This window comes from Pseudomonas sp. NPDC087639, from assembly GCF_044743385.1.
Classification (GTDB): domain Bacteria; phylum Pseudomonadota; class Gammaproteobacteria; order Pseudomonadales; family Pseudomonadaceae; genus Aquipseudomonas.
The window spans coordinates 1-23,597 of record NZ_JBIUWI010000004.1 but is presented as its reverse complement, the minus strand read 5'-3'; the positions used below and the strand labels follow the sequence as shown (position 1 = coordinate 23,597).

General features: G+C 62.8%; 3 protein-coding genes and 2 rRNA genes. All 5 read right to left on the bottom strand.

Annotated features, from left to right (window positions below):
- Positions 1-14: 14 nt before the first annotated feature.
- Positions 15-9,134, bottom strand: coding sequence for an amino acid adenylation domain-containing protein (locus tag ACIOVB_RS03545; protein ID WP_401264855.1), 9,120 nt, complete (start codon positions 9,132-9,134; stop codon positions 15-17).
- The gene (locus tag ACIOVB_RS03540) at positions 9,131-13,243 is read right to left on the bottom strand and encodes an amino acid adenylation domain-containing protein (RefSeq protein WP_401264852.1); all 4,113 of its coding nucleotides are present in this window, start codon (positions 13,241-13,243) and stop codon (positions 9,131-9,133) included. The genes ACIOVB_RS03545 and ACIOVB_RS03540 overlap by 4 nt, the downstream gene beginning before the upstream one ends.
- A complete protein-coding gene (locus ACIOVB_RS03535; RefSeq protein WP_401264851.1) occupies positions 13,240-22,332 on the bottom strand; it encodes an amino acid adenylation domain-containing protein in 9,093 nt (3,030 codons plus the stop codon). Before ACIOVB_RS03535 ends, ACIOVB_RS03540 begins: the two co-directional genes overlap by 4 nt.
- A gap of 607 nt (positions 22,333-22,939) precedes the next feature.
- A 5S ribosomal RNA gene (gene rrf, locus ACIOVB_RS03530) occupies positions 22,940-23,055 on the bottom strand.
- A 151-nt stretch (positions 23,056-23,206) separates the two neighbouring features.
- Positions 23,207-23,597 (bottom strand): 23S ribosomal RNA (locus ACIOVB_RS03525); the annotation flags it as partial.

The following is a 23,597-nucleotide window of genomic DNA, read 5'->3' as shown; positions in this document are numbered from 1 at the left end:
TGCGTTCGGCTCATTCATATTGACGGCCCATCCGTGCCAATCACCTCGGCCAGCAACCGCGCCCAGCGACCGGCCACGATGCCATAGTGATCGGTATCGAGTGGTTGCCAACTGAGCAACTGCGGCAGCAATGCCTGCCAACGGCGGTGCAGGTCATCCATGCTCCAGGCGTTGCCCAAGCCATAAGGGTTAGGTTGCCCGGCGATGAACATCCGCACCGCCGTCGCAGCCAACATTGGCGGCTGGAAGTCAGCCATGCTGTGCATGTTGTTGCGGCAGCAGACTGTCAGCCGTTGCAGATAGGCCTGACGTTCTTCGGACATTGCCTGCCCTTCGACATTCGGCCAGCGCTGGGCAAACTCGCGCTCGAACACTTGCTCGATTACCTGCTCGTCAATGCCGGCCAGTTCCGCCCCGGCATCCGGTGCGGGTGGGTCGATCAGGTACAGCAGCGGTTGGCGGAACCCGGCAACCTGCGCCTGATGACACAGCGCCTGCGCCACCCACGCGCCGAACGACCACCCGGCCAGCCGCCAGGCGCAGCCATCAGGGATGTGAGCCTTGATCGCCTGCAAATACAACTGCGCACGCTCGGCAACACTGATGTTTGGCAACCCCGGCACACGCAACGCCGGGTCGGCGATCACGCACACTCCCAGGTCCGCAGGCAGTGCCGAAACCAGGTCCCGGTAGGCCTGAACATCGCCACCCACCGGGTGAATCAGGTACAGCCACTCGCGACCGGCTCCGGCATGCCACTGATCAATCCGCACCGCGTCGCTCCAGCTCGGCTGCGTGACGCAAGGCACCTCCACCGCGCTCGCCTCCACCAGCCCGAGTACCTCGTTGAGGCTGACCTTGTGACTGAACTGCGACAGTTGGAACACCTCACCGGTGGCCGCTTGCAGTTCGTCGATCAGGTCCAGCAACGTCAGCGAATCCGCCCCCAGGTCGTACAGCGAATGGTCGTCATCCAGATCGGCAATGCCGAGCCATTTGCACAGGCACTCACCCAGACGCGCCCGCAGATCCACGCCTTGCGGTGCCTCGGACGGAGCGCCCGCGACGCCATGACGAACCGGATAAAACCGCCGCGAGATGTCGATGCCCGTCGTCGAAACGAGCAACTGCGGCAACTGCGTGGCCATCGCCAGATCAAACACCCGGCAACCTTCCTCGGCCGACAGGCCGACCGTCAGATGTTCCTGATGGGCAACGTCTGCGCCATTGCTCGTCGTGGCCATGCCGATGTCACGCCAGATGTCCCAGTTGATCCCCAGGCGCAGGCAAGCGCTCGCAGAATCCGGACGATAGTGGACGAAGCCGTCGAGCACCGCGCTGGCCGCCGCGTAGTCCAGATGCCCGGCACCGCCGAACAGCGCTGACATCGACGAGCAGTAGAGGACAAATCCCGGGGGCAGACGCTCGATCAAGGCTTCGACCGCGAGCATGCCGCGTGTCTTGGCCGCCATGGCCTGGGCCATTTGCCCGGCATCGCGGTGGCGAATCAGGCTGCCGGCACCGACGCCCGCCGCATGAATTACCCCACTGATTCGCCCGTAACGCTTGGCCAGTTGATCGAGTATCCGTGGCCACCGAGCAAGGTCAGCGATGTCCGCCTGAATGCAGTCGATCCGCGACGCATAAGCCGCCAGAGACGCCGGCAATTCGCCTTGACGCGAGAGCAGCACCACCCGCCGACCCGGTGCCTGCAACAAGTGTTCGGACAAGGTACGACCGATCCCGCCCGAGCCGCCCAACACCAGGAACGTGCCCTCCTCCGGCAAAAGATTGGAAGACATTGCCGAGGTCGGCAATGGCTGGGGCAGCAATCGTGGCTGCCACAGATAACCGTTGCGAATCGCCATGCGCCGTGGCAACGACGCCGGGTCGCCGAGCAACGCTGCCAGCTCACCGGCCTGCGTATCGAGGTGCGGTGACGGCCAATCCAACCAGTGACAACGCACCGGGTACTCCTGAGGCACCACTTCGGTAATCCCCGCCAGTGCGGCCAGTTCGGGGCGGCGTATCTCATCGTTCACCGGGCACGCCTGCCACGACATCAACCACAGCCGCAGACTTGTCGTGCGCGGGGTTTGCCCCCAGGCCTGCATCAGGGCGCTGACCGTGTCGAGACAGGCCCACTGCGAGCGGTCGAGACTTTGTTCATCGACCGCGCCCGCCACCGACAGCGGCAAGGCGTGCAGCCAGTCCAGTTCGACGACCGAAGGTTCGGCCAACTCGCCGAGCAATCGACTCAAGGCCTCGGCGTCGAGCGGGTCAAGTTCGAAACGATCCGTGCCGAGTCGCTTGAAGCCATTGCCGGCGCGCACCTGAACCACGCGTCGATAGACCGCACTCAGGCTCTCCAACAATGCAGCGCCGGGTGCGTCATGGCTACAAAGAATCGCGACTTCACGGGAGGCACCCGCTGCCATCGCGCCCAAGCGCCGGGTACGAACCCATTGCCGTTGGTGGAACCAATCTGCCAACGGTTGGCGCTCAAGACCTGGCGACGGCGGCGCAACGGTTTCAGCCACGACCGAGGGTTGGAAGCGATAGGTCTGCAGATCGAACGATGACGGCGGCAAATCCCAGGGCGGCGGTGCCGAGCGCCGCGACCACTGAATGCTCGCCCCTTCGTACCAGGCGGCCAGCAGCTCAGGCACCGCATGATCCGCGGCATTCAGCTGTACGCCCGAAGCACTGACTTCCTTGATCGAGGCACACTGCAACGGGATGTCGTCACCGGGCTGGCAAAGCATCGCAAAGCGCCAACGCAGTTGCTTGCGACCGCTTTGCAGATACCGCAGCAGCGCGGCATGCCGGTCGGGATACGCCAGCAGATAGTCTTTGATCGTGGCGATATCGCGCAGCAATTCGCCTCGGCTGTGAGCCGAGATCATCAGCAGTGGCAGGGTTTCTTCGCTCACGTCCGGCGCCAAAGGTGCAGCACCGACAATCACATGGGCGTTGGTGCCACCAATCCCGAAGCTGCTCACCCCGGCCAGTCGCCGCCGCCCCTGCGGCCACGGCCGGGACGAGGTGGGTACATAGAACGGCGAATGCTCAAGATCGATATGCGGATTGATCCGGCCAAAGCCAAGGTTCGGCGGCACCACACCATGGAACACCGCAAGACTGGCGCGAATCAGCCCGACCACCCCGGCCGCCGCGCCCAGGTGACCGATCTGGCTTTTCACCGAAGCCAGCGCGCAACTCTCGGCAGGTGCCTCGCCGAAAGCCTGGGTCAATGCCGCGACCTCGATCGGATCACCCAGCAACGTGCCGGTGCCGTGGGCTTCGATATAGCCGATGTCCGCCCCGGTCAGTCCGGCGCGACTCAGCGCCTCGCGAATGACCGCACTCTGCCCGGCCACCGACGGTGCGGTGTAACTCATCTTGGCCCGACCATCGTTGTTCAACGCGCTGCCCTCGACCAGCGCATAGATCCGGTCGCCATCCGCCCGGGCCCTGGCCAGTGGCTTGAGTACCACAACGCCATAACCACTGGCGCCAATGGTTCCGCTGGCATCGTCGCTGAAAGGACGGCACAGACCATCGGCGGAAAAGATGTGCTGTGAGCGATGACGATAGCCATCGGTCAGCGTCGGATCGATCAGCACGCCGGCCGCCAGCATCACGTCGCTGTCACCCTGTTGCAGCATCGAACTGGCCAGGTGCACAGCGATCAACGAACTGCCGCACGCCGCCTGCACGCTCAGGGCCGGGCCATTGAGATCGAGGTGATAAGCGGCTTTGGTCGCGAGAAAATCCTTGTCGTGATGCAACGCCATCTGGAAGCCGTCCGGAAGATCGCCGTCAGCGGTTTCACGGAGCATCTGCTGGAAGTATGTGGTTTCGCCGCAACTGGCGATCAGGCCGATACGCGGCCCCTGCGCCGACGGCACGATGGCCGCGTGTTGCAGGGCTTGCACACACGCCATCAGCAAATGCCGCTGTTGCGGGTCCATCAGGCGTGCTTCCTGGCGGCTGATGCCGAAAAACTCGGGGTCGAAGTCGAGCATGCCGGCCAGTTGACTGCGGGCACCCACCAAACCTTCGCTCGCACTGAAGCGCTCGATGCCCAATGCGTTGCCCTGCACCATTGCCCAGAACTCGGACAGGTTCTGCGCGCCGGCCACATTGACCGACATGCCGATAATTGCCATCGGTTGATGACCCGCATCGGCCTGGCGCACGCGCTCCACGACAGCCATCGGTGCCTTCGACAGATGTGCTGCCAAGCGCCGTACCGTGACGTGTTCAAACAGATCGGCCATCGCCACCTGATGCGACAACGCCTGGTTATACCGAGCGTGCAAACGCATCAGACCGAGGCTGGTGGCGCCGGCCTCGAAGAAGGTCTGCTCCGGCTCGATGTCACGCCCGATCACTTCCTGGAACAGCTCGCTCAGTTGCCGCTCCAGCGCACTCAACGGCACGCCCGGCGGTGGCGCATTGCGCCGTTCCAGCGCTTCGCCCATCTCCGGCAACGCCTTGCGGTCAATCTTGCCGCTGGGGGTGCGTGGCCAGACGTCAATCCGCCGGTACTCATCAATGCGCACATGGGCCGGCAGTTGCCGCGCCACCAGACGATCCAGTTGTGCGCAGGTTGCTGGCTCGCCGTCGAGTTGCAGCCAAGCGGTCAGGCGCGGCGGCTCGGTTTGCACCGCCACCACCGCGTTGACCACCTGCGGCACCTGCATCAGCGCCGCCTCGATCTGCCCAAGCTCCAGACGATGACCACTGAGTTTGACCTGCTGATCATCACGTCCCAGATAATGCAGACAACCCAGAGCGTCCGCCCACGCCAGATCCCCGGTTCGATAAAACAGGCGACTGCCAACCTCGCCGTCTGCCAATTCGACAAACCGCGCGGCATTCAACGCCGGGTCGGCCAGATAACACCGGGCAACCATGGGCCCCGCGACCAGCAGGTAGCCACGGCAGCTGTTCGGCACCGGGCGATCGTGCTCATCGACCAACAGCAATCGGGCATTGCCGACCGCTTGGCCGATCGGAGCGCGCAGCGGCCAGTCGCGGGCCACGGCCGGCAAACGCAAGGCGCTGACCACATGGGTTTCGGTCGGCCCATAGTGATTGAACAGCGAGGCTTGCGGCATGCCACTGAACCAATTGCGCAATGCGTCGGTACAGAGCAGTTGCTCCCCGGCAGTCACCACTTCGCGCAACGCTCCCGGATAAATGCCACGGGCCACGGCGGTTTGCGCCAGATGCTGCAACGCCACATACGGCAGGAACAGCCGCTCGATCCGCGCCTCGACCAGATATCCCAGCAGCGCCTCGGCATCCTGGCGCCAGCCCGGGGTGATCAGGTGATAACAACCGCCACCGCACAGGGTGCTGAAGATCTCCTGAAACGACACGTCGAACGACAGCATGGAGAACTGCAACGTCACCGCTTTGGCCGGCAACTGCCCCTCGTTGCGTTGCCATTGCAGCAAGTTGCATAGAGTACGCTCCGACACCTGCACACCTTTCGGCGTACCGGTGGAGCCGGAGGTGAACAGCGTGTACAGCGGGCGTTCACCGCCGTGGCGTGGGCGTTCGAATGGCCGCACATCGGCATGCAGGTCAACCCGATGCAAAGCAAACCGCCCCGCATTCAGATCATCCAGCCTCGCCTCGGTCGCCGCGCTGAACAGCAGACAATGCGGTTGTGCCTGCGCCAACACTTGGCGCTGAATCGCCACCGGGTACGCAGGATCCAGCGGCACGGCGGTCAGGTTGAGCTTGGCCAGCGCCAGCAATGCGACGATGTGCTCCACCGAAGCCTCGAGGAACAGCACGACCTGCAACGGTGTATTCCCGAGCGGTAACGGATGGCGCTCGATCAAGCTTGCCGCCAGGGCATGGGCCAGCGCATTCAACTCGCCATAAGCGAGGCGCTGCTGCCCCTGCACCAGCGCAATGGCGTCGGGTGTGCTGTGCGCCTGATGTTCAAACCAGTCCGCGAGCGTGTTGAACGCCTGTTCGCTGATCGGGCCTTCGCTGGCCGCTGGCAAACCGGATCGATAAGGGTCGAGCAGATCGTCGAGGGTGGCTGCCGGGGATTCCAGCAGCAGATCCAGGCCACGGCGGAACAGCGCGTTAACCGCGCTTATTTGCTCGGCATCGAAGTAGCTGCACTGATATTCCCACCAGCACTCCAATTGCGAGCCGGCGCCCACCATCAGCAATGTCAGCGGGCATTTAGCGTGCAACTCCTCGCTGAATTCCAGCTTGGCACGCAGGCCTGAATCGGCCAGCGCGGCGTAATCGGTGTTTTCCAGCACAAACATGAAATCGAACAGCGCGGTGCTCGACGACAGCCGCAGGTCTTCCACCAGATCAGCCAGTGCGACGTCCTGCAATGCCAACACCTCGCGCACGGTGGCGGCCTGCTTGCGCAACTGCTCGTCGAGTGTCGAAGACTGATCCACGGCGGTGGGAATCAGCACGGTGTTGGCAAACATGCCGACGGTGTCCTCGAATTCCGCCAGTGGCCGGTTGGCGACCGGGCTGGCAATACGCGGGCGCGCAACCCCGGTCAAAGCGTAGAGGCTCCAGGCGAAGACACTGAACAGCACTTCGAAACGGGTCAGCCGCTGTTGCGTGCAGAACCGTTCGAGGGCGGCACTGCGCACGTCGCCCAGCGGTTCCCGGTACAGCCTGGCGTGTGGGCTGACGGCGCGCATCGGCCGCAGCGTCGGCGAGGGTTCTTCCTGACGTCGGTGCAATTCGGCCAGGGCGCGGCGCTGATCGCGATAATACGGATCGACACTCCACTGCCGCTGCCACTGGCCAAATTCCAGCGCGGTCAGGCGTGCTGGCGGTTCCGGGCTCTCGCGGCCTTGCACGCTATCGGCATAGAGCTGAATCAGATCGTCGAACAACAGGTTCACCGACCAACCGTCGACGATGATGTGATGCAGATTCAGCAACAGCCGACAGCTGCCATCGGCAAACGGCAGCAGCCACGCCTGAAACAGGTTCGGTGTGCTCAGGTCGAACGGCGTGCCGAACACCAGCTCCGCGAACGCCCGCCAGTTGTGTTCGCTGAAATGCCCCACCGCAAAGGTGCGGCAGACCGGGCCCTGCTCGGCAATCAACTGATCAAGACCTTCAGCACCGGAGACGAACGCCGTGCGCAACCCCGGATGGCGAATCACCAGACGCCCCACGGCCTCGGCCAGCGCCGAGACCTCCACGCCCGGCGCCAGATGCAGAATCAGCGGGACGCTGTACGCCGTCGAGGTGGGCGAACGTTGTTGCAGCAACCACAAGCGACGTTGCTCCGCGGTGGCGGGCAAGCGTCGGGCAGTGCTGATGGACGGCGCGGGTGGATAGATCGAGTCACGGGTCAGTTCATCGGACAGTTGCTCGGCCAGCACCGCGAAGGATTCGTTGAGCAACGTGCCGACAGCGATCTCGCGCTGCCAACGACTGCGAATTGCCGAACGCAGACGCATGGCCTTCAGCGAATCGCCGCCACTGCTCAGCCAGTCATCCTGCGCACTCAGCGTCGGTTGCCCGAGCAGTGAGCGGGCCTGCGACAACAGCCATTCCAGCGCTGGCGAAACGCTGCCGTCTTGCGTGGTGGCCGCTGGATGCCATGGGCTCAGTGCCTGCGCGAGCAAGTTATCGCGATCTATCTTGCCGTTGGCAGTCAACGGCAGACGCTCCAACAGGAACAACTGATGCGGGCGCATGTACGGCGCCAGTTGTGCCCGCAGATGGCTTTCGAAGGCGTGATAGTCCAATTCACCGCGCGGCACGATGAACGCCAGCAACTGATGATCTTCCGCCGCATTGCGCCGGGTGCAGACGTACACCTGCGCCACGCCCGGATGTTCAAGAATCCGTTGCTCCACCTCCGCCGGCTCGATTCGAAAACCGCGAATCTTCACTTGGCGGTCGACCCGCCCCAAGTACTCCAGCAAGCCTTCGGCGTTGCGCCGCACCCGATCGCCAGTGCGGTAATGCACCTGGGCACCGCCATCGATTTCGGGTAACCGCACAAACTGGCGTGCAGTTTCTTCGGGCCGGTTGCGGTAACCCCGGGCGACACCGCTGCCACTCAAATACAGTTCGCCCACCTCACCTGCGGCCACCGGCCGTTGCCGGTCATCCAGCACCTGCAGACCGGTGTCCGGCAACGCACGCCCGATGGGCACGAGGTCGCCGACAAAGTCGCGCGGAATCGGCCAGCACACGGCGAACGTGGTGCATTCGGTGGGACCATAGACGTTGAAAATCCGGCAGGCGCTTTCAGGATTGGCCCGGTACCAGGCACGCACGGCGACGGCGCTGATTTGTTCTCCACCGATCAGCACCTGACGCAGGCTGGAAAAGCACGCGGGCCACTCGGCGATCAAGCTGTTGAACAGCGAAACCGTCATGAACAGGTTGTCGACCCGGGTTTGCTCCAGAACTTCGGCCAGACGTCGTGCATCCAGCGCGTCTTCGTCGGCGATCATCACGCAGCAGCCGCCGTTGAGCAGCGGTGCCCACAGCTCGAAACTGCACGCGTCGAAGGCCGGGTTGGACAGGCAGGCAAAACGATCCGCCGGACGAATCTCGATATAAGCGTCGGTGTGCGCCAGACGCAGCAGACCGCGCTCGCCAACCTCCACCGCTTTCGGAGTGCCGGTGGTGCCCGAGGTGTAAAACAGGAACATCACCTCGGCGAACTCTTCAGTCAGTACTTGCGGCGGATGATCCGGCTGGTCGAGCAATGCCTCGACACTGGTTTGCCATAGCGGCGATGACAATGCCCACGGTTGCTCCTCGCCCAAGGTGATCAAGCCGACACAGGCCGCATCGGCGCACATCACGTCGCGCCGCTTGAGCGGGCTGGCCCGATCCAGCGGAACCACCACGGCGCCGAGTTTCAAAGCGCCGAGGATGGTCGCCAGCCATTGCCAGGAGCGCGGCATGCACAGCGCCAGCGACTCGCCGGGTTGCACGCCCCGTGCCTGCAATCCTTTGGCGATGCGCTCGCTGGCACTGGCCAGTTGCGCGTAAGTCAGCTGCACCGATTGATCGATGACCGCCAACGCCTGTGGATATCGCTGCACCTGCGCGGTAAAGCGTGCGAGCAACGTCATCTGATGGGTAGCGCTCATCATTTCGCCTCCTGCGAATCGCAACGTTGCAGTTCCTGCCTGATGATCTGCGATACCCGATGGATTTCTGCACTTTCGAGCATGTCCCAGTGGCCGCCGCTGACCAGTTTCGCCAGATAGCCGCTGCCGGCGCGGCGGCGCCAAAATCCGCGCAGCTCATGCAATTGAGGGCGGCTGAAATCTTCCCGCGCCTGAATCAGCACGACACGCCCGGCGCCTGGCGCGCACTCATAGGCGGCCATGGCCAGGCGGTTATGGTTGTAAAGATGGAAATAGCGCTCGACTTGCGCGTCTTCGATGCCGGGATACATGCCGTTGAAGCGCACCAGCTTGTCGCGGAACTCGGCCATGTCCACCGTACCGATCTGCTCGCGAAAACCCGGATCGTCGCTGCCCTGAGTATCGAGCAACACCACGCTCACCTGATGATGCCCGGCAGCCGTCAACAGCCGCGCCATCTCGTAGGCCACCAGGCCACCGAACGAGAGCCCGGTGAGCACCAGCGGCTGATTGACCAGCGGTTCGATCAGGCGCAGATACGCCTCGGCCATCGCTTCGACCGTCGGCTCGGTGCTCTCTCCCGGATTCAGCCCCGGCGATTGCACACCGTAGACGCCGGCGTCTTCGGGCAGCACCTTGGCCAGGGACAGGTAACAGAACGCCGTACCGCCCGCCGGGTGAATGCACACCACATTGCTGCGGCCGGCGCCCCGGCGAAATTCGATCAGATTGCTTTGCGCGGCGGCCGGGTTGGCCCCGATCCGCAGCCAGCCGCCCAACGCTTCGATGGTCGGGTAGCTGAGCACCACGCGCACCGGCACTTCCACCGCAAACATCTGGCTGATTTCATGGGCCATCTTGATCGCGGCGATGGACGTGCCGCCGACATTGAAAAAATTGTCGCGAATACCGATCTGCGGCGCCAGCAACAGGCTTTTCCAGATCTGATACAGCGCCAGTTCGATGTGATCGCGCGGGCTGCTCAGGTTGACCTGTCGATCGGCCAGGTCCTGATCCGCCAGTGCCGTCAACGCTGCGCGATCCACCTTGCCATTGGCGGTCAGCGGCAAGTTGTCGAGCCACAGATAGCTGCCGGGGACAACCGCTCTGGGCAGCGTCGCCGCCAGATGCGCATGCACCTCCGTCTCGTCCGGTTGCGCGGCGACCACGCAGCAAGCCACCAGCCGCTGATCCTGCGCCGTCTCGCCGACCATCAGCACCACAGCGCTGCGGATACCGGCAAACGCTTCGAGCCGAGCCTCGATCTCGCCAAGTTCCAGGCGAACGCCGCGCAACTTGACTTGAAAGTCGTTGCGGCCAAGGAATTCGAGTTGTCCGTCCGCGCGATAACGCGCCAGATCACCACTGCGGTAGAGCCGATCACCCGCCACGAACGGACTGTCGATAAAGCGCTCGGCACTGAGTTGTTCCAGCCCCAGATAACCCCGAGCGACGCCGACACCGCCGATGTGCAAGTGCCCGGTAACGCCCACGGGCACCGGCGCATCGCGTTCATCGAGCACGTAAAAACGGTTGTTGGCGATGGGCCGGCCGATTGGCAGTTTCAGCGCCGGCACGTCGGCGCCGGGCTGCAACGTCCAGATGCTGTTGATCACCGTGGTTTCGGTGGGGCCATAGACGTTGTGCAGGCGCACATGCGGCAGGCGCTCCTGGAAACGCCGGGCCAGGGCTGGCGGCAACTCACCGCCGCCGCTGAATACATCGGTGAGCGAAGCACACAGACTGACCTCTTCGACCTCCAGAAACAGCTCAAGCATTGCCGGCACAAACACCAGTGCCGTGACCTGCTGTTCGCGGGTTTCCCGGGCCAGATACGCCGGCTCGTAATGGCCGCCGGGCCGCGCTATCACCAGACGCCCGCCGGTTGCCAGCGGCCAGAATGTCTCCCAGGCCGAGGCGTCGAAACCGAACGGGATCTTGTGCAGCATCGCCCCTGCTTCGCCGCAGACCTGCAAACACCACAGCAGCAGATTGCTCAGGCCACGGTGGGCAACCATCGCGCCTTTGGGCAAACCGGTGGTGCCCGAGGTGTAGATCACGTAGGCCAGATGATCAGGCGTGACGCCGACACTGTGCGGATCGAGATTGTCCGCCGACAACTGCGCCCAACTCGCGGCGTCGTCCTTGAGGTCTAGCACCGGCGCCTCCCAGGTTGAACCTTGCAGGGCCTGACGCAAAATTCCGTGCGCCGAACCGAGGGTCAGCAACACCGCCGGCGTACTGTCACCGAGCATATGACTCAGGCGCCCCAGCGGATAATCCGGGTCCAGCGGCACATAGGCGCCACCGGCCTTGAGCACCGCCAGCAATGCCACGGGCAACGCCAGCGAGCGCTCGATGCACACCGCCACGCGCACATCCGGGCCGACACCCAGGCTGAGCAAGTGCCGCGCCAGGCGGTTGGCCTGGGCATTCAGTTCGGCGTAACTCAGCGACTCGCCTTCGAACACCACCGCGCAGGCCTGTGGGTTGCGCGCGACTTGGGTTTCGACCAGACGATGAACACAGTCGACCGCTTGCGTCAGCGGAGATGCATGATTGAAGTCGAGCAGAATCTGCTGACGCTCGGCTTCGGCCAATAACGGCAGCGCACCGATCGGTTGCTTGGCGTCCGTGGCGATCTGTTCGAGCAGATGCCGGTAATGTCCGCTCAGGCGTTCGATGGTCGCGACGTCGTACAGGTCGGTGTTGTATTCCACCAACAAGTCCAGACGCCCTTCGCGCTCGACCCATTCAAACGCCAGATCGAACTTGGCCGTTGCACTGCTGGTGCTGTACGGCGCCAGTGCCAGCCCGGGCATTTGCACGGCGCTGCCGGGGGTGTTCTGCAGCACCAGCATCACCTGAAACAGTGGCGAATGACCGGTATCACGCTGTGGGTTGACAGCCTCGACCACGCGGTCGAACGGCACGTCCTGATGGGCGTGGACGTCGAGCATCTGGCCGCGCACCTCGCGCAGCAGTTCGGCGAAGGTCTGCTGCGGGTTCAGGCGTTGACGCAGCACCAGCGTATTGACGAAGTGACCGATCAGCGGCTCGATTTCCGCACGGTTGCGATTGGCGAAAGGCGTGCCGATGCACAAATCCTGCTGGCCGCTATGGCGCCACAGCAACACCGCCAACGCCCCCAGCAGCACGTTGAACAGCGTGCCCTGCGTCTGCCTGGCCAGCGCCGTGAGTTCGCGCAGCGTGCCGCCATCGACGGACGAGCTGAAAGTCGCCCCGACATAACGCTGCACCAACGGTCGCGGTCGGTCGGCGGGCAAGGTCGACAGCGCCGGCGCATCGGCCAGGGCGCGGCGCCAGTAGTCGAGTTGATCGTCCAGCATCGCTCCGCCCACGCGCTGTTGCTGCCAGCAGGCGTAGTCGGCGTATTGCACCGGCAGCGGCGCCAGACTCGACGCCTCGCCACGCTGATAATCGCCATACAACACGGCAACCTCATGCAGGATCACGCCCATCGACCAACCGTCCGCGATGATGTGATGCACGCTGTAAAGCCACAGGTATTCGTCGTCGGCCAGACGCAGCAAAGACGCGCGCAGCAACGGCCCGCTGACCAGATCGAACGGCGCACGGGCCTCCTGCTCGACGGCGCGGCTGACCTGCTGCTCACGCTCGCGGGCAGACACCTGGCGCAGATCCTTCACCGGCAACGCCTGCGCCAGTGGCGGATGCACCACTTGGCGCGGCTCGCCTTCCACGCGGCAGAAAGTGGTGCGCAGGATTTCGTGGCGACTGACCAGTTCATTCAGCGCGCGCTCCAGCAGCGCAACGTCCAGATGCCCCTTGAGCGTCACTGCGCTCGGCACGTTGTAGAACGGATTACCGGGTTCCAGTTGATCGAGAAACCACAGTTGCCGCTGTGAAAACGACAACGGCCAGGCTGTTTGCTCGCCGCCACGACGGGGAATCGCCGCGCTGTCCTGGCCACCGAGCAAGGCAATCAGTTCCTGCTTGTGTTGCTTGAGCGCCTGGGTCAGCTCTTCGGTGAGAAAACCCCGAGGCGCCTTGCAGCGCAGTTTGTCGCCATCCACATCGAGCACCACGCCATGACGAGCGAACAGCGCCAGCAATTGATCGGCATTCATACTTCGAATTCCTCCATGTCATCGTCGTCAAGGCATTCCGTCACCGGCACCGGGGCATACGCCTCAACCGTCGCGCGGTGTTGCTCATCGGCCGTGCGCAAACCGCCGATCATCGAGTAGATCAGCTCATGGCTCGGCCCGAGGTCGAACAGCGCCGCCAGCGACTGCTCCTCGACCGAACCAATCCCGCACAGGCCCAGGCCTTGTTCGACGGCGGTCATGCTCAGCAACTGCGCCATGGCGCCACTTTCGATGTGGCAGAAGTCACGGCTGCGCTCGCCATACAACGGACGAATCGCCGCCATGTCGGCGATGAAAAACAGCGAGAATGCAGCGTTTTCGTACACCGGACGATTGACGAAATAGTCATAGGTGTCCGGGTCGAGCACACCGCTCTGCAGGGCCAGCAAGCGATGCTGGCGGGGATCGTAGTAATACGCGCCACCGGGCACGCCCAGCACGCGATCCGGCTTGACGTACAGGTATGTCTGCATCGGATACAGCCCGCCCGCCGACGGGAACTGGTATTTCGCCTCCCCGTCCAATTGCCCTTGCGCCAACGCCGCCAACCATTGCGCGAAAACCTCGCCGGCAATCGGCTGCGGGCTGTACTGACGCACCGAGCGATACTCGCTGAAGCGCCGGGCGAACGTCGGGTCTTGTGGCAAGGCCAGTTCCAGCGTCGGCAAGGCTTGAGCGAACTCACGCCGCCCGCGCTGCTCAGCCTTGAACTGCGCCCGCAACTGCGGATCTTCGATGACTTGCGCAGGGGTGTCCGCTGGTTGCTGAACGCTGCCGATGACCTCTTGGCGAACCCGGCTCTGGCGGTACATGCCGAGCAGATGCTGAAGTGTCGGCTGGGCCAGCAGTTGCGCCACGTGCGGGCGGAACTGCAAGGCGCTGGACAACGCATTGCTGATCCTGACGATATCGATGGAGGTCGCGCCAAGGTTCAGCAGGTTGGCGTTGGCGGCAATCGCATCGCGCTTGAGCACGCCCTGCACGATCTCCACCAGGCGCTGCTCCTGCGGGCCATCGACTTGCAGTGCCGGCCCTTGTTCCTCGATTTGAGCCGGCTCCGGCAGACGGTTCTTGTCGACCTTGCCGTTGGACGACAACGGCCAGGCCTCCACGAAAGTGAACGACGACGGAATCATGTAGGCCGGCAGCTTATCCGCCAGGTATTCGCTGAAGTCCCGGGCTTGCAGTTCCGGATCAGCCTTTAGCACGTAACCGGCGAGGCGCTTCTCTCCCAACGTGCTGCCCAGGATGCGCACCACGGCGCTCTGCACGCCCGGATGGCGGTTGAGAGCAGCTTCGATCTCGCCCAGTTCGATGCGATAACCCTGAACTTTGACCTGATTGTCTTCGCGGCCGAGAAACTCGATGTTGCCGTCCTGCAACAAACGCCCCAGATCTCCGGTGCGATACAGGCGTTCGCCGGTCAGTGGATGGGCGAAGAAGCTGCCGGCACTGAGTTTTTCATCACGCCAGTAACCCTTGGCCAGGCCGATGCCACCGATGTACAACTGCCCCGCGACCCAGGTCGGACGCACTTGCAGCGCTTCGTCCAGCACGTAAAAACGCTGGTGATCGAGGGCCTTGCCATAAGGGATGCTGCGCCACTCAGGATCAACGTTTTGCACGGCGTAACCGATCGACCAGATCGACGCTTCAGTCGCGCCGCCCAGACTCATCAACTGCAAGTCCGGCTGTAAGGCCCAGGCCCGTTCGGGCAAGGTCAACGGGATCCAGTCGCCGGACAACATCGCCAGGCGCAGGTGGGCGGGCAATGCACCACCCTCGCCCTCCACATACTCAAGCAGCATGCCGAGCAGCGCCGGCACCGAGTTCCACAAACTGATCCGGTGACGCTCGATCAACGTCAACCAGTGCGCCGGGTCGAGCGCCAGTTGTGGTTCGAGCACAACCACCGCCGCGCCCACCGCCAGGGTGCCGAAGAAGTCATAGACCGAGAGATCGAAACTCAGCGACGAGATGGCCAACACCCGATCCGTCGGGCCGACGGCAAAGCGCCGGTTGATGTCGAGCAACGTGTTGACCGCACCGCGATGATCAATCGCCACGCCTTTTGGCTGGCCGGTGGAACCGGAGGTGTAGATCACGTAGGCCAGATCGCTGCTGACCAGCTCTACCGGTCGCAAAGCAACGACCTCAGCAGTGACAGCGTCGGTCACGCCAATCGCCGTCACTTGCGCCGGCCATTCGATCTTGTCGATCAGTGCCGGTTGGGTCAGTGCCAGACTCGCCTCGGCCCGCTGCAGAATATGCCGCAGGCGCTCCGCCGGCTGAGTGGGTTCAATGGGCAGGTAAGCGCCACCGGCATAGAGAATCGCCAGGGTCGCCACCACTTGCTCCCAGCCCCGTTCCATCACCACCGCGACCAACTGATTCGGCACCACGCCCTGCGCTTGCAGCGCGGCGCCGAGTTGCCGAGCCTCTGCACGCAGTTGGCGGTAAGTCAGCTGCCGCGCGCCGATCACCGCCAGCGCATCGGGCGTGGCGAGCGCCTGACGTTCGAACAGTTCGTGCATCAGGGGCAGCGTGTCGTGGCTGTCGACAGGCGCCGGCAGCCGCGCTTGCGGCAGCAGCTGCGGTGTGTCCGCGTCCCACGCTTGGGGTTCGCACAGACGATCGAGCAGCGCGTTATAGGCGACGAACATCTGCTCGATCAGGCCTTCGGGAAACAGTTCGTCGATGCTGTCCCAGTTGAACAACAGGCGTCCTTCCAGTTCCAGCAACGTATGGTCGAGCCACACTTGCGGGGTCTGGGTGATGCTGTGCATGTGCCGGGCGTTCAAGGCGTCCGCCAGATTGAACTCGGCCAGTTCCGGCGCTGCTTCCGACAATGTGCTGTTGAACACAATCGGCATCGCCGTCTGCTGCACGCCCCGGGCCTGCGACAACTCACGCAGCACCCGTACACCGCTGACCGCCGAATGATCGATGTCTTGCCACAACCGCGCCTGCACGGCACGGGCCTTTTCGGTAAAACTCAGCGCCCCGTCGATCGCCACTTCCAGCAACACCAGCGAGGTGAAGTCACCAATGATTTCGTCGACGTCCGGGTGCAACGGCATGCGATTGAACAGCGGCAGGCTCAAGGTGAAGCGTGGCGTGCGACTCCACAATGCGAGCACTTCGCTGAACGCTGTCAGGAGCATCACCGAAGGCGTCACCGCAAACTGTTTGGCCACCTCTTTGAGCCGGCTCCACTGCGCCGCTGACATGTCGCGGTCGCGCCGCGTGAAGTGTGGATTGGCAATGCTCTCGGGCTGACGCACCAGCGGCAGATCCGGTGCCGGTGCCAGGGTGGTCACCCGTTCACGCCAGTAACTCAGCGCTTGCTCGTAACGGCTGGCGCTGCGCAGTTGTTGCTCGGCCAGCACATAGTCGCGGAACGTCAGGCCCGGCTCCGCCAGATCAAGGGTCGGATCGACGTAGAACGCCATCAATTCGCGCGCAAGAATCTGCGTGCTCGCAGCATCGACGATCAGCGCATCCAGGCTGATGTGCAAATGGGTAATGCCGTCATCAAGCAGCGACACACTGAACTCGAACAGCGGCCAGCGACTGGCATCCAGCACCTGATGGGACTGGCGTTCACGAGTCGCTTCCAGCGTGCGCAGCGCCACCTCGGCCGGCAGACCGCGCAGGTCGCTGCGCGGCATGCAATACGTCGGCACCTGTGCCAATACCTGCTGCGTGCCGTCACTGAGGAACACCACGCGCAGCATGTCGTGACGCTGGATCATGCGATTCAACGCCTGCTCGAAACGTTCCGCATCGAAGTCGGGAATGCGCAATTCTTCATAGCCGTGGGCACTGACGCCACCAAGGCTGACCGTGGCCTCACGACCGAACCAGTAGGCTTGCTGGATATCGGTCAGAGGGAATGGCTCATGTCGGGCGCCGCGATCCGGTTCGATCTGGCTGAAGGCAGGCTCGATGTAAGTGTCGGCATCAAGTGCGCCGTGCACGTGCGCCGCCAGGTCCATCAGCACCGGCTTCTGGAACAGGCTGCTGAGCGACAACTGCGCGCCCATGCGCTGATTGATCGCGTAGATCATCCGCGTCGCCAGCAACGAATGCCCGCCCAGGTCGAAGAAGTTATCGTGGATACCGACGCGTTCGCACTTGAGCACCTCGGCCCAGATATCGGCCATTTGCCGTTCGATGTCGTTACGCGGCGCCACGTATGCGGCCCCGGTGCTGCGCTGCGGCGCTGGCAACGCTTGCCGGTCGAGCTTGCCGTTGCGGGTCAGCGGCAGTTGCGACAGCCTGACCCACGCGCTCGGGATCATGTGTTCGGGCAAGTGCCGTTGCAGTTCGGCACGCAGCAACTCGCTGTTCGCGGAGCCGACCACATAAGCCACCAGACGCTTGTCGCCGGCCACGTCTTCACGCAACAGCACCGCGGCTTCCTGCACGCCGGGTTGCTGCTGCAACAGGCTGTCGATCTCGCCGAGTTCGATGCGGAACCCGCGCAGCTTGACCTGTTGGTCGATGCGTCCCAGGTATTGCACGTTGCCATCGGGCTGGAACTTGGCTTGGTCGCCGCTGCGATACATCCGCGCGCCGGGCTCGTCACTGAACGGATCAGGCAGGAAGCGTTCGGCGGTCAGATCCGCGCGGTTCAGATAACCTCGGGCCAGGCATGCACCGGCGATGTACAACTCGCCTGCCACGCCGACCGGCACCGGATTCAGATGCTCATCCAGCACGTACAGCCGCGCATTGGCGATGGGGCGACCGATAGGCGGCGCATCCGGCCAGGCCTCGGCCTCGCTGCACGAAAGGCTGAATTGACTGACCACATGGGTTTCGGTCGGCCCGTATTGGTTGTGCAATTGCGCGCCACCAAGACCTCGGACAAAACCGCGCAACTCATCATTGATTTGCAGGGCTTCACCGGCCGTGATGATCTCGCAGCCGCCGGCCGGCATCGGTGCATCGGCCTCGGTCAGGCCGGCGAGTTGCTGCAATACGGCGAACGGCAGAAACGCCCGCTGCACACCTTCAGCCACCAGCGTCGGACGCAACGCGGCAAGGTCCTTGCGGCTGTCTTCGGTCATCAGCAACAGGCTGCCACCCTGGCAGAGCGTGCTGCAGATTTCCTGGAACGACACATCGAAGTTCAGCGACGCGAATTGCAGCACACGCTGCGGCGTGGTGGCCTGGTCGAGTTGCCAGGCGATCAGGTTATCCAGCGCACGCCGGCTGTGCGCCACGCCTTTTGGGCGTCCGGTTGAGCCGGAGGTGTAAAGCACGTAGCCGAGGTTTTCCGGGCTCACCGCTACCTGTGGCTCGTGGCCCGGATGCTGCGCCCATTGCTGCGCTTCAGTGTCCAGGCAGCAGATTTCCATCTCATCGCTGACGGGCAATCCGGCAAGCAGGCCGGCCTGCGTCAGCAACAGGGTCGGCGCGGCATCGCTGAACATGAACGCCAGACGTTCACTCGGATAGGCCGGATCGAACGGCACGTACGCCGCGCCCGCCTTGAGGATCGCCAACAGGCCGATAACCATCTGCGGCGAGCGTTCCAGGCACAGGCCAACTCGATGCTCGGGGCCAATGTCTTTCTCGATCAGGTAATGGGCGAGTTGGTTGGCGGCGCGGTTCAATTCGCCGTAGCTCAGTTGCTCGCTTTCGGAGAGCAACGCCACAGCGTCGGGCATCTGCCGGGCCAAGGTTTCGAAGCGTGCCACGCAACCGGGTATCGACGAGGTATCGCGGGTGGTGCGGTTCCAGTCATGAACGATTTTGCGCTGCTGTTCGGCGCTCAACAGGTTGATCATCGCCAGCGGCTGATGGCTGTCCTCGACCATCTGCTCCAGCACCCGGCGCAGGTAATCGCCAAACTGCTCGACGGTGTCTCGATTGAACAAGCCCGAGGCGTATTCCAGGCCACCGACAATCTGGCCGTCGCGCTCACTGAGTGCCAGTTGCAGATCGAACTTGGCCACGTGATGACCACTCTCGACCGGAGTGACCTCCAACCCGCTCAACAGCAGGTCCGAATCCTGATCCTGCTCCCAGGCAAACAGCACCTGAAACACCGGACTGTGCGCCAGGCTACGCGGCGGGTTGAGCAACTCCACCACTTGCTCGAACGGCAGATCCTGATGTTCCTGGGCCTCCAGCGCCACCCGCCGCGCCTGTTGCAGCCATTGCGCCACTGACGGTGTGCCTGAGCAAGTCATGCGTAGCGCCAGGGTGTTGACGAAGAAGCCGATCAGCCCGTGCAACTCCTGCTGAGGCCGGTTGGCCGATGGCACGCCGATCACCACATCGCTCTGCCCCGCCAGGCGCGACAACAGCAACGAAAAACCGGCCAGTAAAGTCATGAACAACGTGGTGCCTTGCTGCATGCCCAAGGTCTTCAAGCGAACGGTCAAGGCCTCGTCGAATACCAGCGGCACATAACCGCCGAGGTAGTCCTGCATGGGCGGACGCTTGTGATCGGCTGGCAACTCCAGCAGCACTGGTGCACCCGTTAGCGTTTCGCGCCAATAGCGGTTTTGGCGAGCCAGTTCGTCACCGCACAGCCACTGCTTTTGCCACACGGCATAATCCACGTACTGCACAGGCAATGCCGGCAGCGGATCCTCGCGATCCTGCAACGCCGCTTCGTACAACTCGCCCATTTCGCGGGTAAGCACGCCCATCGACCAGCCATCCGAAATGATGTGGTGCTGGGTCAGCAACAGCACGTGATCGTCCGCCGCCATCCGCACCACGCTGACCCGCATCAACGGGCCACGGCTCAGGTCGAACGGCTTGGCGCCCTCTTCATCGATCAATCGGTTGAGACGCTCTTGCGCGTCAGGCCCCTGAAGGTCAATCACCGTCAGCCGGATGCTGTGTGCTGGTGGCGAAATCCGTTGCCGCCCTTCGCCTTCAACGGAGAGGAAAGTGGTACGCAGCGCCTCATGGCGCGCCACCAGTTGATTGAAACTGCGTTCAAGTGCCGCCACGTCCAGTGAGCCACGCAAGCGCAGGTTCAACGGCATGTGATAAGCCGCGTTACCGCCCTCCATTTGTGCCAGAAACCACAAGCGCTGCTGAGCAGACGACAACGTTTGCGCGTCCGACCGTGCAACAGCCGCAATGGCTGGACGAGCCGCAGCCTGACTGGCTTGCAGCCGTTTGGCAAACTCTACGAGCACGGGTGCAGCGAACAGCGCTGAAGCTGTCACTTCCAGCCCAAGATTGTGGCGAACTCGGGCCAGCACCCGCATCACCAACAACGAGTGGCCACCCAACGCGAAGAACTGATCCTGACGACCTATCCGCTCGACGCCGAGCACTTCGGCCCAGATCGCAGCGAGCGCAGTTTCCAGCGAACCTTGCGGCGCCTGGTAATCCTGTTGATCAAATGCTTCGACGTTCGGGGCCGGTAAATTGGGGCGATCCACCTTGCCGTTGGCGGTCAAAGGCAACGCATCGAGACGCACGAACGCTGTCGGCACCATGAAATCCGGCAGGCTCAATTGCAGTTGCTCACGCAGTGAGCGGGAGGTCAGCGCGGTGGCTGGGTCGGCGCAGAAATAAGCGACCAGTCGCGGCTCATGCGCGCCGTCCTGACGCAGCAGCACCACGCTTTCACGCACGCCCGGTATGTCCGCCAGGCGCGTCTCAATTTCCCCCAGTTCCAGGCGCAGGCCGCGCAACTTCGCCTGGGAGTCGTTGCGCCCAAGGAACTCCAGTTGCCCATCGGCCCGATATCGCGCCAGATCACCCGTGCGGTACAGACGCTCGCCCGCCACGAACGGGCTATCAACGAAACGCTCGGCGGTGAGTGTCGGCAGGTTCAGATAGCCTCGCGCCACACCGATGCCCCCTATGTGCAACTCACCCGCGACACCCACGGCGACAGGCGCACCTTGAGTGTCGAGCAGGTAAATCCGGGTGTTGGGCAGCGCCCGACCGATGGGCAGCACGCCATCAACCTGGCTCGCGTCGCTGAGTTCAAAACAGGTGCTATCGATGCTCGCCTCGGTGACACCGTAGGCCTGGACGATTTGCACGCGGTCACCACAAAGCCTGCGCAATTGCCGTGCGCTGTGGGCGGTCCAGATATCCGAACCGCAGACCACGGTGCGCAGGAACGACAGGTCGTGACCATTTTCTTCGACCCAGGCCAGCAAAGGGTTGAGCAGCGCTGGCACGAAGTCGGCAAAACCGATATGCGCTTCGTTCATCAGGCGATACAGCGCCGGCGGGTCAATCAGGGTTTCCCGTGGGCACAACACCAGCGTGCCGCCAAACCCCAGCGCCCGAATCAGATCGGCACTGAACACGTCGAATGAAAAACCCGCCATTTGCAGGTGATTGATTGGCTCGTCCAAGGCATAGAGTTGCGCCCAGGCGGCGCTCACAGCGATGAGCCCTCGGTGCTCGACCATCACGCCTTTCGGGGTGCCGGTCGAACCAGAGGTGTAGATCACGTAGGCCAGATGCCGTGGTGTCAGGCCGACAGCGTGCGGATCGGGATTATCAGGCGAGAGCGAGGCCCAATGGCTGGAATCGGCAAGATCAAGGATGGTCGGCGCAGTGACAGAATGCTCGAGCGCCGCCGACAATGTAAGCTTCGCCGCGCCGTGGGTGAGCACCACCGGCGGTGCGCTGTCAGCCAGCATGTGTGCCAGCCGCGCCTGCGGATACGCCGGATCCAGCGGCACATAAGCGCCGCCGGCCTTGAGCACCGCAAGCACGCCGATCAGGGTGTCGAGCGAACGCTCAAGGCACAACCCGACGCGCACGTCCGGCCCGACCCCGAAACTGCGCAGGTGATGGGCCAGGCGATTGGCGCGGGTATTGAGATCACGGTAACTTATCGCCTCTGTCTGCCAACATGCCGCAATGGCATCGGGATGGCGCAGCACCTGCGCTTCAAACAGGCCGTGCACGCACATTTTTTCATCGAACGACTGCGTCGCGCTGTTCCAGTCGTGGATCAGTCGCTGGTAGTCGGAATCGGTCAATGCCGAAGCGGCTGGCGATTTTCTGGATGAAAGGTCGGGCTGCGCAGGCGTCGTCCCGCGCAAGGAAGTGTTGTCGAGCATCGGAGGCTACCGTCCATGACTACTTTATTTTTGTGATCAGACGGCGACAGTACGTCCCCGTCAGTCAGGCCCCGGCCTCAAGTGCCGGTTCGGTGATTCGAATTCAGGGAGATGGCGCGGCGCGCGCGTGCAGAGCTAAGTCCGACGCGGGCACACACATGAAATCCGGGGGAGATGAGCAGGCGAAAAAAACCGCAACGCGGTCAGCACAAACAGCTGGAGAATTGACTGGCGCACTGGCGAGATCGTTCGCCTTGGCCATTACATCGTCGATTGCAAACCGCGTGACCAATTGAAACCTCGCCTTCCATTTGAGGGTCAACGACGAGGAACAACCTGTGCGGGGATAACAGCGCCAGGGTGGTCCCGATCGGCTGCGATTACCGGGTCTGTGGACACACGGCAATCTTCTGGCGCCGGGCTTATGACCCGAAACGCCGTCGGATAATAACCCTGTTTTTTACTGGCGAGGCAAACAAAATGTAGGAAATTTGCGAAATAAGTATCGGACGCTTCCTGCGCCATTGCGCTTTTGAATGCTCTCCGAACTTTCCTGCGGGCAAAACAAAACCCCAATTGCTTTCGCAATTGGGGTTTCGGAATTTAATCTTGACGATGACCTACTCTCACATGGGGAAACCCCACACTACCATCGGCGATGCATCGTTTCACTGCTGAGTTCGGGATGGGATCAGGTGGTTCCAACGCTCTATGGTCGTCAAGAAATTCGGGTACTGAGTCGTGACCTGATGGCCTCGCTTCAGCAAATTGGGTATGTGACAGCTGTCGGTGTTTTGTGAACATCGAACTTTCGGTTCGTTTCGTCTTCACACACCGCAATCTGGCCTTTCGACGCAAATTGCTTGGGTGTTATATGGTCAAGCCTCACGGGCAATTAGTATTGGTTAGCTCAACGCCTCACAGCGCTTACACACCCAACCTATCAACGTCGTAGTCTTCGACGGCCCTTCAGGGAACTCAAGGTTCCAGTGAGATCTCATCTTGAGGCAAGTTTCCCGCTTAGATGCTTTCAGCGGTTATCTTTCCCGAACATAGCTACCCGGCAATGCCACTGGCGTGACAACCGGAACACCAGAGGTTCGTCCACTCCGGTCCTCTCGTACTAGGAGCAGCCCCTCTCAAATCTCAAACGTCCACGGCAGATAGGGACCGAACTGTCTCACGACGTTCTAAACCCAGCTCGCGTACCACTTTAAATGGCGAACAGCCATACCCTTGGGACCGGCTTCAGCCCCAGGATGTGA

Bases quoted from the DNA above. Each gene is read 5' to 3' on its own strand.
- ACIOVB_RS03545 (WP_401264855.1), bottom strand. From the start codon at position 9,134: ATGATGAGCGCTACCCATCAGATGACGTTGCTCGCACGCTTTACCGCG.
- ACIOVB_RS03540 (WP_401264852.1), bottom strand. From the start codon at position 13,243: ATGAATGCCGATCAATTGCTGGCGCTGTTCGCTCGTCATGGCGTGGTG.
- ACIOVB_RS03535 (WP_401264851.1), bottom strand. From the start codon at position 22,332: ATGCTCGACAACACTTCCTTGCGCGGGACGACGCCTGCGCAGCCCGAC.